The 18,584-nt window shown below is 69.2% G+C and carries 18 protein-coding genes; 7 read left to right on the top strand and 11 right to left on the bottom strand.

Annotated features, from left to right (window positions below):
- Positions 1-65: 65 nt before the first annotated feature.
- The 7 genes from ED92_RS00905 to ED92_RS00935 are packed head-to-tail and all read right to left on the bottom strand — an operon-like array spanning position 66 to position 3,679.
- Complete coding sequence (locus ED92_RS00905) at positions 66-635, bottom strand: DNA-3-methyladenine glycosylase I (protein WP_037332166.1); 570 nt, start codon at positions 633-635, stop codon at positions 66-68.
- Positions 628-1,077 carry an SRPBCC family protein gene (locus tag ED92_RS00910; protein WP_037332167.1) on the bottom strand — a complete coding sequence of 150 codons (450 nt, stop codon included), beginning with the start codon at positions 1,075-1,077 and terminating at the stop codon, positions 628-630. Before ED92_RS00910 ends, ED92_RS00905 begins: the two co-directional genes overlap by 8 nt.
- Complete coding sequence (locus ED92_RS00915; protein WP_037332168.1) at positions 1,074-1,376, bottom strand: DivIVA domain-containing protein; 303 nt, start codon at positions 1,374-1,376, stop codon at positions 1,074-1,076. Before ED92_RS00915 ends, ED92_RS00910 begins: the two co-directional genes overlap by 4 nt.
- Positions 1,373-2,047: a permease prefix domain 1-containing protein gene (locus ED92_RS00920; RefSeq protein ID WP_081975670.1), complete on the bottom strand. Its 675-nt coding sequence runs from the start codon at positions 2,045-2,047 to the stop codon at positions 1,373-1,375. The genes ED92_RS00915 and ED92_RS00920 overlap by 4 nt, the downstream gene beginning before the upstream one ends.
- Complete coding sequence (locus ED92_RS00925; protein ID WP_037332170.1) at positions 2,044-2,694, bottom strand: permease prefix domain 1-containing protein; 651 nt, start codon at positions 2,692-2,694, stop codon at positions 2,044-2,046. Before ED92_RS00925 ends, ED92_RS00920 begins: the two co-directional genes overlap by 4 nt.
- Positions 2,691-3,356, bottom strand: coding sequence for a permease prefix domain 1-containing protein (locus ED92_RS00930; RefSeq protein WP_037332172.1), 666 nt, complete (start codon positions 3,354-3,356; stop codon positions 2,691-2,693). The genes ED92_RS00925 and ED92_RS00930 overlap by 4 nt, the downstream gene beginning before the upstream one ends.
- Positions 3,353-3,679, bottom strand: a complete 327-nt coding sequence (locus ED92_RS00935) for a helix-turn-helix transcriptional regulator (RefSeq protein ID WP_005155407.1) — start codon at positions 3,677-3,679, stop codon at positions 3,353-3,355. The genes ED92_RS00930 and ED92_RS00935 overlap by 4 nt, the downstream gene beginning before the upstream one ends.
- 140 nt (positions 3,680-3,819) lie before the next feature.
- On the opposite strand from ED92_RS00935, the gene ED92_RS00940 reads away from it, so the two are divergent.
- Genes ED92_RS00940 through cydC form a run of 4 tightly spaced genes read left to right on the top strand, consistent with a single transcriptional unit; the run spans position 3,820 to position 9,111 of the window.
- Positions 3,820-4,998 (top strand): cytochrome ubiquinol oxidase subunit I, encoded by a 1,179-nt coding sequence (locus ED92_RS00940; RefSeq protein ID WP_037332174.1) that lies wholly within the window; start codon positions 3,820-3,822, stop codon positions 4,996-4,998.
- Between the two features lie 3 nt (positions 4,999-5,001).
- Positions 5,002-5,994: a cytochrome d ubiquinol oxidase subunit II gene (locus ED92_RS00945; RefSeq protein WP_037332176.1), complete on the top strand. Its 993-nt coding sequence runs from the start codon at positions 5,002-5,004 to the stop codon at positions 5,992-5,994.
- Positions 5,995-6,004: 10 nt separating this feature from the next.
- A complete protein-coding gene (gene cydD / locus ED92_RS00950) occupies positions 6,005-7,564 on the top strand; it encodes a thiol reductant ABC exporter subunit CydD (protein WP_037332178.1) in 1,560 nt (519 codons plus the stop codon).
- Positions 7,561-9,111 (top strand): thiol reductant ABC exporter subunit CydC, encoded by a 1,551-nt coding sequence (gene cydC, locus ED92_RS00955; RefSeq protein ID WP_037332179.1) that lies wholly within the window; start codon positions 7,561-7,563, stop codon positions 9,109-9,111. Before cydD ends, cydC begins: the two co-directional genes overlap by 4 nt.
- Here cydC and ED92_RS00960 read toward each other — a convergent pair.
- Positions 9,100-10,002, bottom strand: coding sequence for a glucosyl-3-phosphoglycerate synthase (locus ED92_RS00960; protein ID WP_037332181.1), 903 nt, complete (start codon positions 10,000-10,002; stop codon positions 9,100-9,102). The genes cydC and ED92_RS00960 overlap by 12 nt on opposite strands.
- Positions 10,003-10,053: 51 nt before the next feature.
- On the opposite strand from ED92_RS00960, the gene ED92_RS00965 reads away from it, so the two are divergent.
- Positions 10,054-10,728, top strand: a complete 675-nt coding sequence (locus ED92_RS00965; protein WP_037332183.1) for a 1-acyl-sn-glycerol-3-phosphate acyltransferase — start codon at positions 10,054-10,056, stop codon at positions 10,726-10,728.
- Positions 10,729-11,159: 431 nt separating this feature from the next.
- On the opposite strand, the gene ED92_RS00970 is transcribed toward ED92_RS00965, so the two are convergent.
- The 3 genes from ED92_RS00970 to ED92_RS00980 form a co-directional block, all read right to left on the bottom strand.
- Positions 11,160-11,738, bottom strand: coding sequence for a TIGR00730 family Rossman fold protein (locus ED92_RS00970; protein ID WP_037332184.1), 579 nt, complete (start codon positions 11,736-11,738; stop codon positions 11,160-11,162).
- Positions 11,738-12,523 (bottom strand): TIGR00730 family Rossman fold protein, encoded by a 786-nt coding sequence (locus tag ED92_RS00975; protein ID WP_016331429.1) that lies wholly within the window; start codon positions 12,521-12,523, stop codon positions 11,738-11,740. The genes ED92_RS00970 and ED92_RS00975 overlap by 1 nt, the downstream gene beginning before the upstream one ends.
- Positions 12,524-12,636: 113 nt before the next feature.
- Positions 12,637-14,499: a glycoside hydrolase family 9 protein gene (locus ED92_RS00980; protein ID WP_037332187.1), complete on the bottom strand. Its 1,863-nt coding sequence runs from the start codon at positions 14,497-14,499 to the stop codon at positions 12,637-12,639.
- Between the two features lie 183 nt (positions 14,500-14,682).
- Here ED92_RS00980 and ED92_RS00985 point away from each other — a divergent pair, with 183 nt between their 5' ends.
- Positions 14,683-15,999, top strand: coding sequence for a helix-turn-helix domain-containing protein (locus ED92_RS00985; protein WP_235213171.1), 1,317 nt, complete (start codon positions 14,683-14,685; stop codon positions 15,997-15,999).
- A gap of 277 nt (positions 16,000-16,276) precedes the next feature.
- Positions 16,277-18,544, top strand: a complete 2,268-nt coding sequence (locus tag ED92_RS00990) for a M4 family metallopeptidase (RefSeq protein WP_152610809.1) — start codon at positions 16,277-16,279, stop codon at positions 18,542-18,544.
- Positions 18,545-18,584: the final 40 nt, after the last annotated feature.

Genomic DNA, 18,584 nt, shown 5'->3' on the forward strand with positions numbered 1-18,584 from the left:
GTTCAGGACGAAAGATGTCCTGAACGACCCTTTCATGACATCCGGGACCTCCGCGCTCCGGCGGGCTAAGCGGCCCGGAAGCAGTCCTTCACGTGGTCGTCGACCATCCCCGTCGCCTGCATCAGCGCGTAGCAGGTCGTCGGCCCGAGGAACACGAAGCCGCGCTTCTTGAGTTCCTTCGCCATCGCCTTCGACTCGTCGGTGATCGCCGGGACGTCCGCCATCCGCCGCGGCCGGGTGTGCGACGCAGGCGCGAACGACCACAGCAGGTCGTCCAGCGAACCGTCCAGTTCCGAGATCGCCCGGGCGTTGTTGATCGCCGCCAGGATCTTCGCCCGGTTCCGCACGATCGACGCGTCCGCCATGAGCCGGGCGACGTCGTCGTCGGTGAACAGAGCGACCTTCTCCGGCACGAACCCGGCGAACGCCTTCCGGAACGACTCCCGTTTCCGCAGGATCGTGATCCACGAAAGCCCGGACTGGAACGACTCCAGGCACAGCCGCTCGTACAGCTCTTCGTCGCCGTGGAGCGGGACGCCCCACTCGGTGTCGTGGTACTCGACGTAGTCCGGCGCCGAATTGCCCCACGAACACCGGTTGATCCCGTCCGCGCCCAGCAGACCCGCCTCAGCCAACCCGGTACCCCTCCGCGTACTTCACGAATCTCTGCAGGCTCAACCGCAGTCCCAGTTCGAAGCCCGGTTTCGCGACCGGCCAGCCGAGCCGTCCGACGACGCCGAACGGCGGCCGCAGATGCTCCGCCCAGACGAACGTCGAGGCATGCGGCCCTTTCTCGATCACCTGGAAGACCCCGGTGCCCTGCACGATCTTGCCGGTATGCCGCACGACGCAGCGCAGCGGCGGCTCCCAGCTGGTGATCTCCATGGTGTCGGTGAAGCCGATCCCCACGACACCGGTGAACGCCGACAGCTTCGATCCCACGCTGCGCCCGTTGCCCTCGACGACCTTGACCTCGGTGCCGAGCATCCATTCGCCCTGGCGTTCCCAGTCGGTCAGGGCGAGCCAAGCCGTCCCCGCCGGTACCGCGACGTCGACGGAGACGACGACGTCGGTCACCTGGCGCCCTCGCGCTCGGCCTCCAGTTCGGCCACCTTGGCCCGCAGGTCCTCGATCTCGACGCCGAGGCGCCGCATCACCCAGTCCACTTCGGACATCTTGTAGCCGCGCAGCACCATCTGATAGCGGACGGCGTGGACGTCCTCGGCGGTGATGTCCTCGGCGGGCAGCCTGGTCGGCGAGCCGCCGGGCGGCAGCGGCGCCAGCTCCTCACCCCTGCCGAACACCACGGCGGCCAGCAAAAACACCACTGCGGCCACCAGCAGCATGACTACGAGATAGATCAGGGCGGTCGTCACGCCACGATCGTGGCACACGAACGCCACGATCGTCGCGCCAGCAACGCGAGTCGCACGCTGAGCACCACCCAGAGCACCATGAGGATCCCGCACGGCACCGACAGGAACAGTCTCGACGCGTCGATGAACCCGGTGGCGATCACCAGCAGCGCCACCGAAAGCAGGTTCAGCCCGACGGCCTCGCCGATCAGCACGCCGGCGGTCCTGACCAGCCGCGCGCCGTCCATCCGCCGGGAAAGCCAGCGCATGCAGAGCAGCGCGAGCACGCCCAGCATCGGAACGATGAACACCGAGCCGTGGGTGAACTGCGCGACGTACTTGTACCAACCCGGCGTCGGCGTCGAAAGCTGCGACCAGTCACCGAAGGTCCATTTGCGGGCGAACTCCCAGGCGAGCTGCATCATCGGCACGCCGAGGATCAGTTTCCACAAGGTGCGGGTGCCGCTGTGCATCCCCAGTTCGGCCTGATAGTCCCGCGCGATCAGATGCACCGGCCCGAAGTCGGCGACCGCGCGCCGCTGCGCCTCGTGCTCGCTCCAACCGCCGTCGCGGTACGCGTCCGCGGCGTCGTTGAGCCCGTCCCGTGCCTCGCGCAGCAGATCCCGCTTCGCCGACGCCGGACCGTCCAGCCGGGTGCGCAGTTCCCCGAGGTACGCCTCGATCACCGTCATGCCGTGGCTCTCCGACTCCGCGCGGCGACCGCGAGCCGCATGCTGAACAGGATCCAGGTTCCGGACATCACCGCGCACGGCACGCTGACGAGCATGCGCGCGGGTTCCAGCAGGCCGGTCGCGCCGCCGTACGTCGCGACCGCGAGCAGGTTCAGTCCCACCGCGCCCGCCAGCGACCACGAGACCGCGCGGGCGACGGGCGGGCCGCCCGCGCGCCGCGAAAGCAACCGTGCGGCGAGCAACCCGGCGACCGCGATGGCCGGGGACAGCGCCGCGAGTGTGTCGGCCGCACCGATCGCGCGGTGGTACCAGGACGGCGCGTCGCCGAACCGCGACCAGTCACCGAAGCCCCGCGCGAAATCCCAGCCGAGGATCAGCAGCGGGACACCGGCGATCAGCTCCCACAGCACGCGGATGTCGCGCCGGAGTCCCAATTCCGCCTGGTAGTCACGGGCGATCAGGTCGGCCGGCCCGAAATCGGCGACGGCACGGCGTTCGGCCTCCGCCTCGTCGACGCCACCCGCCCGATAGGCCTCGGCCGCGTCGACCAGACCGTCCCTCGCTTCGGTGAGCAGATCGGCCTTCGCCGACCGCGGCCCGCGCAAGCGGCCGTCCAGCTCGCTGATGTAGGCCTCGATCGCGTTCATGCGGCGAGGGCGGACCGGGGCCGGAAGGCCAGCGAAAGCAGCCTGAAGCTGAACACGACCCAGCCGAGGGCGAGCACGTTGCACACCAGGCTCACGTTGAGCCTGGACGGATCGAGGGCCGCCGTACCCACGGTGAGCAGCAACAGCGCCAGCAGGTTCATGCTCGCCGCGGCGCCCACCGTCGACCGCGTCACCTTCCCGAGCCGGACGCTGTCGAGCCTGCGCCCCAGCCGCCGCGTCCCGAACAGCGCGACCACGCCGAGCACGGGCGGCACGAGGACGAGGACGCCGAAGAGCTCGATGACGGACATGTACCACTCCGGATGCGCATTCCCGCTCCGGCTCCAGTCGCCGTAGGTCCAGATCCGCGCCAGCTCCCAGCCGACCTGGATCAGCGGGATGCCGACGATGACCTTCCACAACGTGCCGATGTCGCCGCGCAACGCCAGCTCGGCCTGGTACTCGCGGGCGATCACGGCGGCCGGGCCGAAATCGGCGACGGCACGGCGTTCGGCCTCCGCCTCGTCGACACCACCCTCGCGATACGCCTCGGCCGCGTCGATCAGACCGTCCTTGGCCTCGGTGAGCAGATCGGCCTTCGCCCCCGCCGACCCGCGCAATCTGGTGTCCAGATCACCGATGTAGGCCTCGATCGTGCTCATGCGGTGCTCCCCCCGAGGACACCACCGATCACGGTGGTGAACTCCTGCCACTCCGCCCGTTCCGCCGCCAAGGCCTTCTGCCCGGAGCGGGTGAGCTTGTACGTACGACGTTTGCGGCCGGACACGACGTCCCATTCGCTGGCGAGGAATCCGGCGCGCTCCAAGCGGCGAAGCGCCGGGTAGACGGTGCCCGTCGGCAGGTCGAGCGCACCGTCACTGCGGAGCTGGAGCGCCTCGATGATGGCGTATCCGTGCAGCTTCCGGCCGTCGAGGACGGCGAGGAGCAGCGCGTCGAGGTGCCCGCGCAGGCTGTCGGCCTTCATAGATAGACAGTCTACACATCGCCGCCTGCCAGGGTAGCCGGGACTTTCCCGGACCGGCCTCAGGGAATGTCCCCGAGATCACCCCGATTTCATAGATTTAGTGGCTACATGTAGCCAGCCTACGTATACAGTGCTTCGACATGGACGCACTCCCGATCGCGAGACTCCAGTTCGCGACGACGACCTCGTTCCACTTCCTGTTCGTGCTGCTCACACTGGGGCTCGTGACACTCGTCGCGGTGATGCAGACACGCTCCGCGTTCGGCGGAAAGCCGGAGCTCACGCGGATGACTCGTTTCTGGGGCAAGCTTTACGTGATCAATTACGCGCTGGGAATCGTCACGGGAATCGTGATGGAATTCCAGTTCGGACTCACCTGGACCGGCCTGTCCGCGGTCGCGGGCGACGTCTTCGGCGCCCCGCTGGCCATCGAGACGCTGGTGGCGTTCTTCGCCGAATCGACCTTCCTGGGGCTCTGGATCTTCGGCTGGGGGCGGCTGAACAAATGGGTCCATCTGACGCTGATCTGGCTGGTCACGCTGACCGCGTACGCCTCGGCGCTGTTCATCATGGTGGCCAACTCGTTCCTGCAGAACCCGGTCGGCACGCACGCCGAAAACGGCGTGCTGAAGCTCGACGACTTCGGCGCGCTGTTCACCAACCCGGCACTGACCAGCTCGCTGCCGCACGTGCTGAGTGCTGCACTCATGACCGGCGGTTTCTTCGTGGTCGGCGTCAGCGCGTACCACTTCATCAAGCGCACCAAGGAGATCGAGTTCTTCCAGCGCTCGATGCGGATCGGCGTGCTCGCCTCGCTGGTCGGCAGCACACTGGTGATCGGCTTCGGTTTCGGCCAGTTCGGCCCGCTGGGCGAGTACCACCCCGACAAGCTCAAGTCGCCTGATCCGCTGGTCGGCGCCCCGCTGGGATTCATGATCCAGATCGGCTTCATCGCGTTCCTCGCCTCGATGCTCGGCACGCTGCTGCTGTTCCGGAACTGGATCACCAAGGTGCGGCCGCTGCTGTACGTGATGGTGCTGGCCATTCCGCTGCCGTTCGTCGCCGCGATCTCCGGCTGGCTCGTCCGGGAGATCGGCCGCCAGCCGTGGCTGATCCGCGGGCAGCTGACCACTGCGGACGCCGTCGCGTCGATCCCGGCCGGGCAGGTCCTGTTCTCCTTCATCGCGTTCACCGTGCTGTTCGCGGCGCTCGCGATCGCCGACTGGGTCCTGATGTCGCGGGTCGCCAAACGCGGCCCCGACGCGAGCGAAGAGGCGGTCGCGCCTCGTCCCGAACTTCCCGTCCTGAGCGGAGTCTGACCGATGGTGATCCTCTGGTGGTGTGTGCTCGGTTTCCTGACGGCCGGCTATTTCGCGCTGGCAGGCTACGACTACGGCGTCGGGATGCTGCTCGGCAGGCTCAGCCGTGACGAGGCCGGACGGCGGCGTGTGCTCGGCGCTTTCGGCCCGTTCTTCCTGGCCAACGAGGTGTGGCTGGTGGCCGCGGTCGGCGTCCTGTTCGGCGCTTTCCCACATCTGGAAGGAAAAGTGTTCGCCGGGGCGTACCTTCCGGTCGTCACCCTGCTGCTCGGTCTCGTCACGTTCACCGCGGCGGTGCAGTTGCGCAGCAGGCGGCCGGACGCGGGCCGCGGCGCCTGGACGCTGGCGATCACCGTCGGCGCCTGGGTGACGGCGGTGTCGTGGGGCGTGTTCCTCGGCAACCTCGTGCTCGGGCTCCCGCTCGACGCGGCCGGGAAACCGGCGGGCGACGTCCTCGCGGTGTTCAGTCCGTACGCGCTGCTCTGGGGTGCCGGGTTCGTCGCGCTGTTCGCCTTGCAGGGAGCGGCTTTCCTCGCCGTCCGGGCACCGGCCGAATTCACCGCCCGCGCGAACCGGATCGCCAAGGCCCTGCTCGCGCCGGCGCTCGCGTTCCTGGTCGTGGCGGTCGTCTGGGGCGCCGTCGAGACCACCGCGTCGTGGTCGGTGCTGCCCGCGATCGTGCTGGCGTTCGGCGCGCTGGGGGTCGCGGCCGCGGCCCTGCGCGCGGGACGACACAAGGCGGCGCTGGTCGCCACGATGACGCTGTCCGCGTCGCCGGTGCTGGCGGTCGGAACCCTGCGCCTGCCGGACGCGCTGATGTCCTCTGTGGACGGAGGGTTCTCGTTGAGCCTGTCGGAAGCGGCCACCAGCACCGAGATGCTCGGCCTGCTCACGTTCGTCCTGCCGCCCGCGCTCGTGGTGATCGCCGCCGTGCAGTGGGCGACCTGGCGCAGGCACGACACCCGCGTCGACCAGCGTTCGCTGCTGCACTTCTAGGAGCCGAGAGATGCCTCCCCTTCCCGGATTGCGGCGCCACTTCGGCGTATTGGCCGCCCTCGGAACGCTGACCGCCGCGGCGATCCTCGTCCAGGCCGACGGTCTCGCGACGCTGCTCACCGGCGGCGGCGTGACCTGGACGCTCGTGGCCGCCATCGCGGCGCGGGCGCTGCTCGCCGGTGTCCAGGGTTCCGTCGGCGGCCGGTTCGCGGCGAACGTCAAATCCGGGCTGCGCAAACGGCTTCTCGGCGCGGAGGCGGAGAACCCGGGCGAGGTCGCGACCCTGGTGACCAAGGGGATCGACGCGAGCGACGCCTACCTGACCGGGTATCTGCCGACGGTGATGCTCTCGGCGATCATCCCGGTCGCGGTGCTCGTCCGGCTGTTCGCCGCGGATCTGTCGTCGGCGCTGATCATCACCGCGACGCTGCCGCTGATCCCGGTGTTCGCGATCCTGGTCGGACAGCACACGAAGGCGAAGACCGCCAAGCAATGGTCGCTGCTTTCCAAGCTGGGCGGGCATTTCCTCGACGTCGTGCGCGGGCTCGGCACGCTCAAGGTGTTCGGCCGCGCGGAGGCGCAGGCGAAGACCGTGCGGGCGATGGCGGACGCGCACACCGACGCGACCATGCGCACGCTGCGGGTCGCGTTCCTGTCCGCGCTGGTACTGGAGCTGGTCGCGACGCTTTCGGTCGCGCTCGTGGCGGTGCCGATCGGTTTCCGGCTGCTGGAAGGCGGCATGGTCGTGCACACCGCGGTGCTCGTGCTGCTGCTCGCGCCTGAGGCTTATCTGCCACTGCGGGCCGCGGGGGCGAAGTTCCACGCCAGCGCGGAAGGGCTCGCCACGCTGCGGGAAGCGCTGGCCGTGCGTCCGGAAGAGGTCACCGGGGGCTCGCGGGTGGCCCGCCGCAGCGCGCCGCGGATCGTGCTGGAGAAGGTGAGCGTGGCGTACGGCGACGAGACCGTACTGTCCGAAGTGGACATGACGATCGAGGCGGGTGAGCACGTCGCGCTCGTCGGGCCCAGTGGTTCCGGGAAGAGCACGCTGCTGGCCGTGCTGCTGGGCTTCGTCACGCCGACGTCCGGCCGGGTCCTCGTCGACGGCGTCGACCTGCGCGAGCTGGATCCGGCCGCGTGGCGGGCCGGGACGGCGTGGGTGCCGCAACGGCCGACGTTGTTCACCGGGACCGTCGAAGAGAACATCGCGATGGGCCAGGTGCCGGACGTCCAAGCCGCGGCACGCGCGGCGGCGTTCGACGAGGTCGTGCACGGCCTGCCCGACGGCTACCGGACCCGGATCGGTGAACTGGGCGCGCCGCTTTCGGCCGGTCAGCGGCAAAGGCTCGGCCTGGCCAGGGCGCTGGCCCGCACCGAGGCGGGTCTGGCGCTGCTCGACGAGCCGACCGCCAGGCTCGACGCGGGGACCGAAGCCGCCGTGCTCGGCGCGACCCGTGCACTGCTCACCGGCCGGACCGCGGTACTCGTCGCCCACCGGCCCGCGATGACCGCGCTGGCCACCCGCGTCCTCGAAGTCCACGATGGCGCCGTACGAGAACGGGAACTGGTGTGAACGTCTGGGGAGTGTCCACAAAGGACGCCGTACGGCTGGCCCGTGCCGGGCTGATCGCGGCCGGTGCCGAGCTGGCGGGACTGGCACTGATGGCCACCGCCGCGTGGCTGCTGCTCAAGGCGGCCGAGCAGCCGCCGCTGGCGTCGCTCACCGTGGCGATCGTCGCCGTACGGACGCTGGCATTGCTGCGCGGCGGGCTGCGTTACGCGGAACGGCTCGCCGGGCACGAAGTCGTCCTGCGCTATCTCGGCGCCTTGCGGACCCGCGTGTACACGTCGTTGCTGCCGCACCGGGTCTCGCGGCATTCCGGCGGCGACCTCGTCACGCGGTTGGTGTCCGATGTGGACGCCGTACAGGACGCGATCCTCCGCTGCCTGCTGCCCGCAGGGGTCGCCGCTTTCGTCGGCGCGGTGTCGACGACGGTCGCGCTGATCGTCAGCCCGGCCGCCGGGCTCGTGCTCGCGTCAGGACTCGCCGTCGCCGGGATCGGCCTGCCGTGGCTGTGCGTGCGGATCACCCGCGCGGCGGCGGAAGCGAGCGCCCCGGCGCGCGCCGACCTCGCCGAACGGACGGTCGAACTGATCACCGGGCGACGCGAGCTGATCGCCTACGGCGTCCACGAATCCACTGTGGACGCCGCGCACACCGCGGTCGATTCCCTCGCGTCGCGAGACCGGGCGACGGCGAACCGCACGAGCCTGCTGACCGCGGCCGGGATCCTCGTCCAGCTGCTGACCTGTGTCGCGATCGCGCTGACCGCCGGGGTTTCAGCGCCACTGACCGCGGCACTGGCCCTGGGCGCGCTGGCCGTGTTAGAACTGGTCCTGCCGCTGACCGCGGCCGCCCAGTGCTGGGTCGAGGTCCGGGCGTCGGCCGAGCGGGTGCGCTCGCTGCTGACCGAACCGCCGCCCGCGCGCGGGACCGCGGTTCCCGAGCCGGGACATCTGCGGCTCGAAGGCGTCGGCGTTCATTTCGCGGGCAGGGCGGCGGCACTGGACGGCATCGACCTGGACCTGCCGCCGGGCAAGCGGATCGGGATCGTGGGGCCGAGCGGGGCGGGGAAGACGACGCTGTTGAACGTCCTGCTCGGAGCCGTGGCGCCGACGTCCGGGCGCGCTCTGCTGAACGGGAAGCCGCTGGATGCCTACGACCCGGCACTGCTGCCGTCGGTGATTTCGGGCGCGCTCGCGGACGCGCACGTCTTCCACACGACCGTCCGCGAGAACCTCCTCCTCGCGAAGCCCGGCGCTTCCGACGCCGAACTGCTCGACGCGTGCGCCACAGCCGGGTTCGATCTGCCGCTGGATCGCGAAGTCGGCTCCGACGGCGACGCGCTGTCCGGTGGGCAACGCCAGCGGCTCATCCTGGCGAGAGCAGTGCTCTCGGCACCGCCGATCCTCGTCCTGGACGAGCCCGTCGAGGGTCTGGATCCGGCGCACGGCGACGCCGTCCTGGCCGACGTGCTCGCCGCCGCGCGCGGGACCGTCGTGCTCGTGACGCATCGTGAATCGCAGGTGGCCGGATTCGACGAGGTGCTACGCCTCTAGACCGCGCACTTCGCGCATCGGCGGCCGGTCGCTGACCGACACCTCGGCCACCTCCGGCAGCCATTCGTCACCCACCTGCGCGAACTGGGTGAGCTGGGCCGGGTCGTCGGACTTGATGCCGCAACGCGCGAGCGCCGTCCCGAGGATCTGGCGCGCCATCACACCCAGCTGAAGCAGTGAGCGGTTGCGATGCTTACGTACGCCGAGGTTGACCTGAGCGAGCCCTTCGAGGCCGTAGCGCGCTTCGGCGTCGAGGATGAGCCCGATCTCGACGCCGTACCCGGCCGCGAAGGGCACCGACTCGAGGAACTCGCGCGTAGCGGCGTACTCGCCGCCAAGCGGCTGGATCAACCCCGAGAGTGACGGGCGCAGCGCCGAGAGAACCGGTCGCGCCAGCAGTTCGGTGACCCGGCCGCCGCCGCTGCTCTCCAGGCGCAGCGGCCGCCGGTAGAAGCCTTTGACCAGGTGGACGCCTTCCTCGCAGAGCAGGGGCCCGAGGAGAGTCGGCACGAACGCCGGATCCGGGTCGACCAGGTCGGAGTCGAGGAACACGACGACGTCACCGGTCGTCGCGGCCAGCGACCGCCACAGCACTTCGCCCTTGCCCGGCACCGGCGGCAGCTCGGGGAGCACGTCCTCGCGGTGCACCACGCGCGCGCCGGCGCGTGCGGCGAGCTCGGCGGTGGCGTCGGTGGAGCCCGAATCCATCACGACCAGCTCGTCGACGACCGTGCCCAGCAACGGGCGGACCGTGCCGACGACTTCGGCGACGGTGTCCTCTTCGTCGAGCGCCGGTAGCACGACCGAAACCGTCCGGTCACCCTTCGCAGCGACGATGTCGTCGAGCGTCCAATCGGGGTTCTGCCAGGTGCGCCGCTCGAACCAACTCATGAGTAGTGATCGTGCCATGCTGGAGTCCGACACCCTGTCGATGGAGGAACCTTGCTACCGCTGCTCGTCCGTTTCGTGCTCGGCCCGCTGGTCAGAGCGCTGTACCGCCCCGAGATCCGCGGCGTGGAGAACATCCCCGCCACCGGTCCGGTGCTGCTGGCACCCAACCATCGGGCGGCGCTGGACACCGGCGTGATCACTTTCACGGCGATGCGACAGGTCAAGTTCCTCGGCAAGGCGGAGTACTTCACCGGCCGCGGGCTCAAGGGCAAACTGATGGCCGGTTTCCTGGGCGGCCTCGGCTACGTCCCGGTCGAACGCGGCAACGCGCAGGCCGGTCTCGCCGCGCTCGAAGCGGCGCGGAAGGTGCTCGACGCGGGCGGCGCGTTCGCGATCTACCCCGAAGGCACCCGCTCGCTGGACGGGCGGCTGCACCGCGGGCACACCGGTGTCGCGGCGCTGGCGCTGGCGACCGGGGCGAAGGTGGTGCCCGTCGCGCTGACCGGTACCGAAAACCTGCAGCCCGCCGGGAAGCGGATCCCGCGGCGGGCGAAGATCACGGTGACCTACGGTGCGCCGTTGGACTTCTCGCGGTACGAGGGGCAGGACTCTTCGCCGGCGATCCGGCGTTCGGTGACCGACGAGATCATGTACGCGATCCTGGAGCTTTCGGGGCAGGAGTACGTCGACTCTTACCACAAACGGCCTGATCAGAGCGCTGCCTGAGGGTTCGCGGTGGCGTGGGGTGGTAGCAAAGGTCCCTTGCTCCCCCCGCTGCTCGCGGCTCCGCATCGCCCCTGCAATGAAAGGCTCTTTCCTTGCAAATTTTGCAAGGAAAGAGCCTTTCATTGCAGGGGCGAGTGAGACTAAAGGGACATTTGGCGCATTACGGTGCGACTTACCTGGGTGAAGTGCCGTGAAGGCCTCCTTGAGGGACCCAGAGTCCCTCAAGGAGGCCTTCACGGACTGGACACAAACGCGCGGCGTGGGCAAAGGCGTGACTCGCGTGATCAGGGACGTAACTCGCGTGACTGGAGGCCGCACTCGGGGGTTCCGGCGTCGATCAAGCGCCGGCAGGCCGATCGGTACAGGTGGTCGTGAGTGGCGATTCGGCTTAGAACCCGAATCGCCACTCACGACCAACGCGACCCAAAGCCCTACTTAGCCCACTTAGGCCGAGGCGGAGGCACGTAGTCCACGAAGCCGTCCAGAAGCACCGAAGCGTCCGAGTCGATCGACAGCATGTCCCGGTACCCAGCCGACAGAAAGCCCTCCGACACCATGTGGTCGGCGAACTTCAGCAGCGGCGCGTAGTACCCGCCGACGTCGACCAGCCCGATCGGCTTCTCGTGCAGCCCGAGCTGGGCCCACGTCCACACCTCGAACAGCTCCTCCAGCGTCCCCGCACCGCCGGGCAGCGCGAGGAACCCGTCGGACAGCGCCGCCATCTTCGCCTTCCGCTGGTGCATGTCGGCGACGACGTGCAGTTCGGTCAGGCCCGCGTGCGCGATCTCGACGCTGCCCAGCGCCTCGGGGATCACGCCGATCACCTCACCGCCCGCGGCGAGCGCGGCGTCCGCGACGACGCCCATGGTGCCGACCGAGGCCCCGCCGTAGACCAGCCCGATCCCCCGTGAGGCCAGCAGCGTGCCCAGTGCTCGGGCCTCGTCGGCGTACCTCGGGTCGAAGCCCATCGACGAGCCGCAGAAGACACAGATCCGGCGCGGCGCCGCCATCAGTGGGTGTCCTCCCATGCCTGGTACGACTCCTGCACGACGCGCACGGCGTCGTCGATGTCGTCGGTGACGTGCAGCAGGTCGAGGTCCTTCTCGCCGATCTTGCCCTCGGCGAGCAGCGTCTTGGCGATCCAGTCGTACAGCCCGCCCCAGTAGTCGCTGCCGAACAGCACGACCGGGAACTTGGTGACCTTCTTCGTCTGCACCAGGGTGAGCGCCTCGAACAGCTCGTCGAGCGTGCCGAAACCGCCGGGCAGGCAGATGAACGCCTGCGAGTACTTGATGAACATGGTCTTGCGGGCGAAGAAGTACCGGAAGTTGACGCCGAGGTCGACCCACGGGTTCAGGCCCTGCTCGAACGGCAGCTCGATGCCGAGGCCGACGGAGAACCCGCCCGCCTCGTTGGCGCCGCGGTTCACCGCTTCCATCGCGCCGGGGCCGCCGCCGGTCATCACCGCGAAGCCCGCGTTCGCGAGCGCGGCGCCGATCTTGCGGCCGAGTTCGTACTCCGGGTGCTCCCGTTTGGTCCGCGCGGAACCGAACACCGTCACCGCGCGCGGCACCTCGGCCAGCGCGCCGAAGCCCTCGACGAACTCGGCCTGGATCCGCAGCACCCGCCACGGGTCGGTGTGCACCCAATCGCTCGGCCCCCGCGAGTCCAGCAGGCGCTGGTCGGTGGTGCTGCCCTGGTCACGGCGATCCCGCCGCAGCACGACCGGGCCCTTGTGGCGCTCGATCGGACGTTCCGGGTACTGGCCGTCGGGGAACTCGCTTGTCTCACTCACCCCGCCAAGACTACGACGTCGTCACCGTCCGGAGCGGCGGCATCGCCGCGAACAGGAGTTGTCGGGTACGCGAACGCGGGGCCCGCCACGAAAGCGGGCCCCGCGATCACGCCTCAGGAACGTCCGGTCAGCGCGAACGCGAGCATGGCCGTCGAGGTGAAGTCGATGGCGGGCTCGTTGCTCGGCCACGAGGCGAGGTCGTCGGCGTAGCGAGCCTCGGGGGTGTCGAAGGCGTCGAAGGGCTTCTTGCAGTCCTTCGAACCGGGCGGGAGCTCCATGTGCTCGAAGTTCTCCGCTCCGTTGGGGCCGTTCACGACGGCGCCGTAGAGCACCTTCTCCTCACCGGCGAGGTTCGCCGCCTGGTGGTGCGGGCAGCGCGGATACGTGGTGCCGACGCCGACGACCAGCGAGATGCCCCAGGCGTTCGCACCGAGGGTGAAGTTCCGCTGCTGCGAGCCGAACGCCGCGTACCGGCGGTCACCGGTCAGGTCCGCGTACAGCCGCTCGGTCGCGGCGAACCCGAAGCTCTTGCTGGCCGCGTCGAATTCCTTCACCGAGACGGCGGTCCGGAAAGGACTCTGAGCCGCACTCGCGACACCTTCGTCGAGCTGACGGCGGAGGTCGCCGATCAGCTCCTTCGGCCCCAGCGCCGCACCCGGGACACCGTGCCGCAGGAGCTTCGCCAGTTCGGCGTGCGCCAGCGCACTGGTGTCGTACAGGTTGAGCGTGCTCTTCTCTTCGACGTCGATGTAGGCCTTCGCCCAGTACGCCGCCTGCCGGGTCCATTCGGCCGACCGCGGGTCACGCAGGGCCTTGGCCGCCAGGGCGAGCTGCGTCGCGCCGAGTTCCATGTCGTCCCGCCAGGACGATTCCGGGTAGTACGCGTGCGGGAACGCGGTGACCAGCTCGCCGACGTTCTCGGTCTTGGCCTGCGCGAACACCGAGGCGGCCTCGGCGAAGTACTTCCTTGCCAGCGAAGGGTTCCGCTTGGCCTCGACCTGCGCGCCGAGGGCGAACGCGGCGGCCACGCGGCCGGCGAGGTTCGGGCTGAGCGCGGAACCACCGGGGTTCGCCGGGAAGACCGGCCGGTGCTTCACGAAGTACTTGGGGTCACCCGGCTTCACGTCGAGCGGGTCGTCGTCGTGCGGATTCCGCCAGACGTCGTGGTCGCCCAGGAAGCCGAACTTGTCACTGCCCGTCCCGATGCCGACCTGGGCATAGAGCGTCTTGCTCTTCTCGTCCCACATCTTGTCGAGCCAGTCCAGACCGAGCTTGACCTCCTTGGCCAGCACCGGGTCGTAGCCCTCGCGGAGCACGTATCCCAGCTCCGCCAGCGAGTACGCGGTGTTCGAGGTGAACTTGACGAAGTCGCCCGCGTCGACCCAGCCGCCCTCGACGTCGATCGGCCCGCCCGCCGGCTTCAGCGGTTCGGTGATCTCGTCACCGAATTCACCGCCGAACGCGGGCCATTCGTAGACCGTGGCCTGCTTGTCGGCCAGATGCGAGGGTTTGCGGTCGAGCCTGCCGGGGATGATGTCGTCACCGTCGCGCTGCGCCTGGAAGAACTCGTTGGTGGCGCGGACGAGCGGGGTGAAGAGCCGGTCCTTGGTGTCCACCCGGAACGTCGGCGAGGTCGCCTTGGTCTCACCGGTGACCTCGATCCGGTACTTGCCCGGAAGCCAGACCTTCGACAGGTCCAGCTGGTACACCGCCGGGTATTTCGCGTTCCAGGCGCCGAGCGACTGCCCGGTCCGTCCACGATGGACGGTCCGGCCGCGTTCGTCGATCACCGAGAACGAACCCGGCGCGCTGGAGAGGAGATACGCGTGCTTGGTCTCGGTGATGCCGTAGCCGACCTGGTCGACCCGGACCTCACCCTGCACCGCCGCCGCGGCCGAAACCGCCGGAACCGTCAAACCCCCGAGGACCAGTGCCGAAACCGCGGCCACCGTCCGGGACCAGGAACTCACCATCATCGGCGCCCCGCTCGAATTAGTTAAGAAAGTTTCCTTTTTATGGCGCAAGACGCTAGCGTCCGGAACGCCACCAGTCAATATGTCCGTTTCGACGGTCGAAAGTCACCGGATCCGGGCGTTGTTGGCGGGTATCCGTCCTGCTCAACCCGGATCCCCGCCGGGAAATCGTCTACCGTGGTCGAGGTGCCGTCCAGCGGGGCAGAACCACTCGGCGCGCGGATCCGGCGGTTGCGCCGGGCACGCGGGCTGACCCAGCGCGAGCTGGCCGAGCCCCGCTACGACCGCGGCTTCCTCGCCAAGGTCGAGTCGGGCGGACGCCTGCCCTCGGACGACGTGCTCTCCCACCTCGCCAGACGGCTCGGCCTCACACCGGACGAGCTCCGCTTCGATCGGCCGCCGGGCGCCGCCGACGAACTCACCGACGCCCTCGAAACCGCGTATCGCGAGTTGCAGAAGGGCGGACTCGAAGCGGCGGAGCGCGAATTCACCCGTGTGGAGCGACGTGCGGCCGAGTACCGGCTGCCGGACGTCCAGTGCCACGCCCGCTTCTATCTCGGTGAGGTCCAGTGGCAGCGTTACGACATCCCGTTGGCGGACAAGGGTTTCGCGCACGCGATGGAGCTCGCCGACGCCGCTTCGCCCCGGTTGCGCGCGATGATCGTCAACCGGCTGGCCGCCTGCCGCGCGCTGTCGGGCGACCTGGGCGCGTCGGTCGCGCTCGTCGAAACGGCGCTCGCCGAACTCCGCGCCACCGGCACGAGCGATCCGGACGCCGAACTGGCGCTGCTGACCGCGTTGATCCATCCGCTCATCGAAATGGGCGCGCTGCGCCGGGCGCGACGGGCCGCCGAAGAAGGCCGACGCGTCCTTCCTTCCGCCCACCGCAAGGACATCTCCGCGCGCTACCACCGGCAGGCGGCGCAGCTGTGGCAGGAGATCGGTCTGGTCGACCGCGCGGAGAAGGACCTTTCGCGCGCACTGCGGCTGTTCACGTCGATCGGCTACGACCGCGACGCCGCCCGGAGCCGCTGGGCCCGCGGCTTCCTCTGGCGACGGCTGGGAAAACTCGAGGAGGCGCACGCCGAACTCCGGCTCGCTCGCGATCTGCTCGCCAAGGCCGGGTCGCGGGAGGGCGTACTCGGCGCGACGATCGAGCTCGCCGACGTCCGCCGCCGCCAAGGGGAACTCGACGAGGCGGCCGAACTCGCCGAAGGGATCCGGCCGCTTCTGGATCGATCCCCCGATATCGAGGCGAAGGCCGAGGTTCTCCGGTTACTGGGACTCATCGCCCGCGCCCGAGGTGATCTGCCCGCGGCGACCGCGTTGCTCGAAGAAGCCGCCACCGCACAGGAAAAGTCCGAACTGCGCGGTGCGCTCGTCGCCACCTCACTGCATTTGGGCGACACGTTGCGAGCCCGCGGATTAATCGAAAAAGCGGCGGAGGCCTATCGGCGCGGTGTACGCGCGGCCGCTATGTCCGATTCCGGGCCGGCGGACTGAAAACCATACGAAAGTCGCCATATATCGCACATGGCGGGAAAAACTCTTACTACACAGGGATTTTATTCCTCGCATGTGGATCTTCGTCCGCTCCGCTAGGCCATCCGGCCCATTGACGGCCTTGTGAGCGGCTCCTTTACTCGGACGTGTCCATCGGGATAACTCCAGTTATCCGAATGGGCACGCTCCCCGTCCCCCGCCGTGTACCCGCCCCGGTCGCATTCCCCGCCGCGCCACTGGCCGTCCGGGTACACGGTCCTGCCCATGGAAGGTTCACATGACCGTTCAGCGAGGGCTCAGAACAGGGTTGGCGGCCGTCGCCGGCCTTGCCCTGAGCATGACGTTCCCGGTGACCCCGGCGAACGCGACCACCGCCACCATCCAGCCCGCGAGCCCCGACGCCGTGGCCGCGAGCGCGGCCGACCAGGCCGCCGCGGCCGGAGTGGATCACCTGCGAAGGGGAGCCAACGAGGACTTCCGTCGCGTCGGGCTGACCCAGGGCGGCGGAGGACTCTTCTACGCCGCTTACGAACGAACCTACCGTGGCCTGCCGGTCGTCGGCGGGGACGCGGTGGTGGTCGCCGACGGCGCCGGGCGCGTCCGCGGCACCAGCGCCGCGGAGACCGCGACGATCTCGGTCGACACCAAGGCCAGGATCTCCGCGGCGAAGGCGACCGAGGTCGCCCGCGGCCAGCTGTCCAAAGTAGACAGCGTGGTCGCGCCGAAGCTCGTCGTGCTGGCGGGGAACTCCCCCAAGCTCGCCTACGAGGTCGTCGTCGCGGGCACCAAGGCGACGGCACCGAGCAACCTGCACGTGTTCGTGGACGGCGCCACCGGCGCGGTGCTCGAAACCCGTGACGACGTCAAGATGTCGAACTTCCCGACCGCGGCGAAGAAGTCCACGTCGAACGAGCTCGGCACGCTCGGCGCCGGGAACAGCTACTACGTCGGCAACGTCACCATCGACACGACGAACTCCGGCGGCACGTACACGATGCGCGACCCGCAGCGCAGCAACATCAGCTGTGCCCGCCAGAACGGCTCGCCCTACAGCGGACCGGACGACAACTGGGGCAACGGCTCCGGCACCGACCTGGAAACCGCTTGTGTCGACACGCTTTTCGGCGTCCAGACCGAGTGGAAGATGCTGGGCGAATGGCTCGGCCGCAACGGTATCAACGGCAGCGGCGGCGGCTTCCCCGCCTACGTCGGCCTCAACCAGGTCAACGCCTACTGGAACGGCTCGTCGACCACCTTCGGCCACTCGCAGGACAACCAGCGCCAGGCCACCCCGATGGACGTCGTCGCGCACGAGTACGGCCACGCCATCTTCCAGACCACGCCGGGCGGCGCGGGCAGCGGCAACGAGAACGGCGGCCTCAACGAGTCCACCGGTGACATCTTCGGCGCCATCACCGAGCACTACGCCAACAACGCCAAGGACGTCCCGGACTACGACGTCGGCGAGGGCGTGAACCTGGTCGGCCAGGGCCCGATCCGCTACATGAACAAGCCGAGCAGGATCTCCGGCAACCCCGACTGCTACACGTCGTCCATCCCGAACACCGAGGTGCACGCCGCCGCGGGCCCGCAGAACCACTGGTTCTACCTGCTCGCCGAGGGCACCGCGCCGGTCGGCAAGCCGGCCAGCCCGACCTGCAACAACACCTCGATCACCGGGATCGGCATCCAGAAGGCCGCGAAGATCTTCTACAACGGCCTGCTGAAGAAGACCTCCAGCTGGAACCACAAGGCCGCCCGCAAGGCGACCCTGGAAGCGGCGCTCGCGCTGTACCCGGGTTCCTGCACCGAGTTCAACACCACCAAGGCGGCGTGGGACGCCATCAGCGTCACCGCGGCGACCGGCGAGCCGACCTCGTGCACGCCGTCCGGCCCCGACTTCTCGGTCGGCGTCACCCCGGCGTCCGGTTCGGTCAAGCCGGGTGAATCGGCGACCGTCACGGTGAACACCGCGACCGTCAACGGTGCGGCGCAGTCGGTGAAGCTCACCGCTTCGGGCCTCCCGGCCGGGGCGACCGCGACGTTCAACCCGGACACCGTGCAGTCCGGCGCCTCCTCGACGCTCACCATCGCGACGTCGGCGAGCACCCCCAACGGCACCAGCACCATCACGGTGACCGGCACCGCGGCGAGCGGCACGCACACCGCTCAGTACAAGCTGACCGTCGGCACCGGCGGCGACTTGCGGACGTACACCAACGACACCGACTACGCGCTGAACGACTACGCGACGATCAACAGCCCGATCACCTCCACCGCCACCGGTAACGCGGTGTCCCCGGTGAAGGTGACGGTCACCGGTACGCACACCTGCTCCGAGGACCTCCGCATCAGCCTGCGGGCGCCCGACGGCAGCACGTATTCGGTCAAGCCCACCGGTTCCCTGCCCTGCACCGACCTGGGCACGCGGAACTACTCGGTGAACGTGACCAACGAGGTCGCGGCGGGCACCTGGACCCTCGTGGTCTACGACGCCTACGCGCAGGACACCGGCACGCTCGACAGCTGGTCGATCACCGTCTAGCTCCACCTCGCGCGTGAAGGACTCCTTCCCTCGGCTCAGC

The organism is Amycolatopsis sp. MJM2582, from assembly GCF_000754115.1.
Taxonomy (GTDB): Bacteria; Actinomycetota; Actinomycetes; order Mycobacteriales; family Pseudonocardiaceae; genus Amycolatopsis; species Amycolatopsis japonica.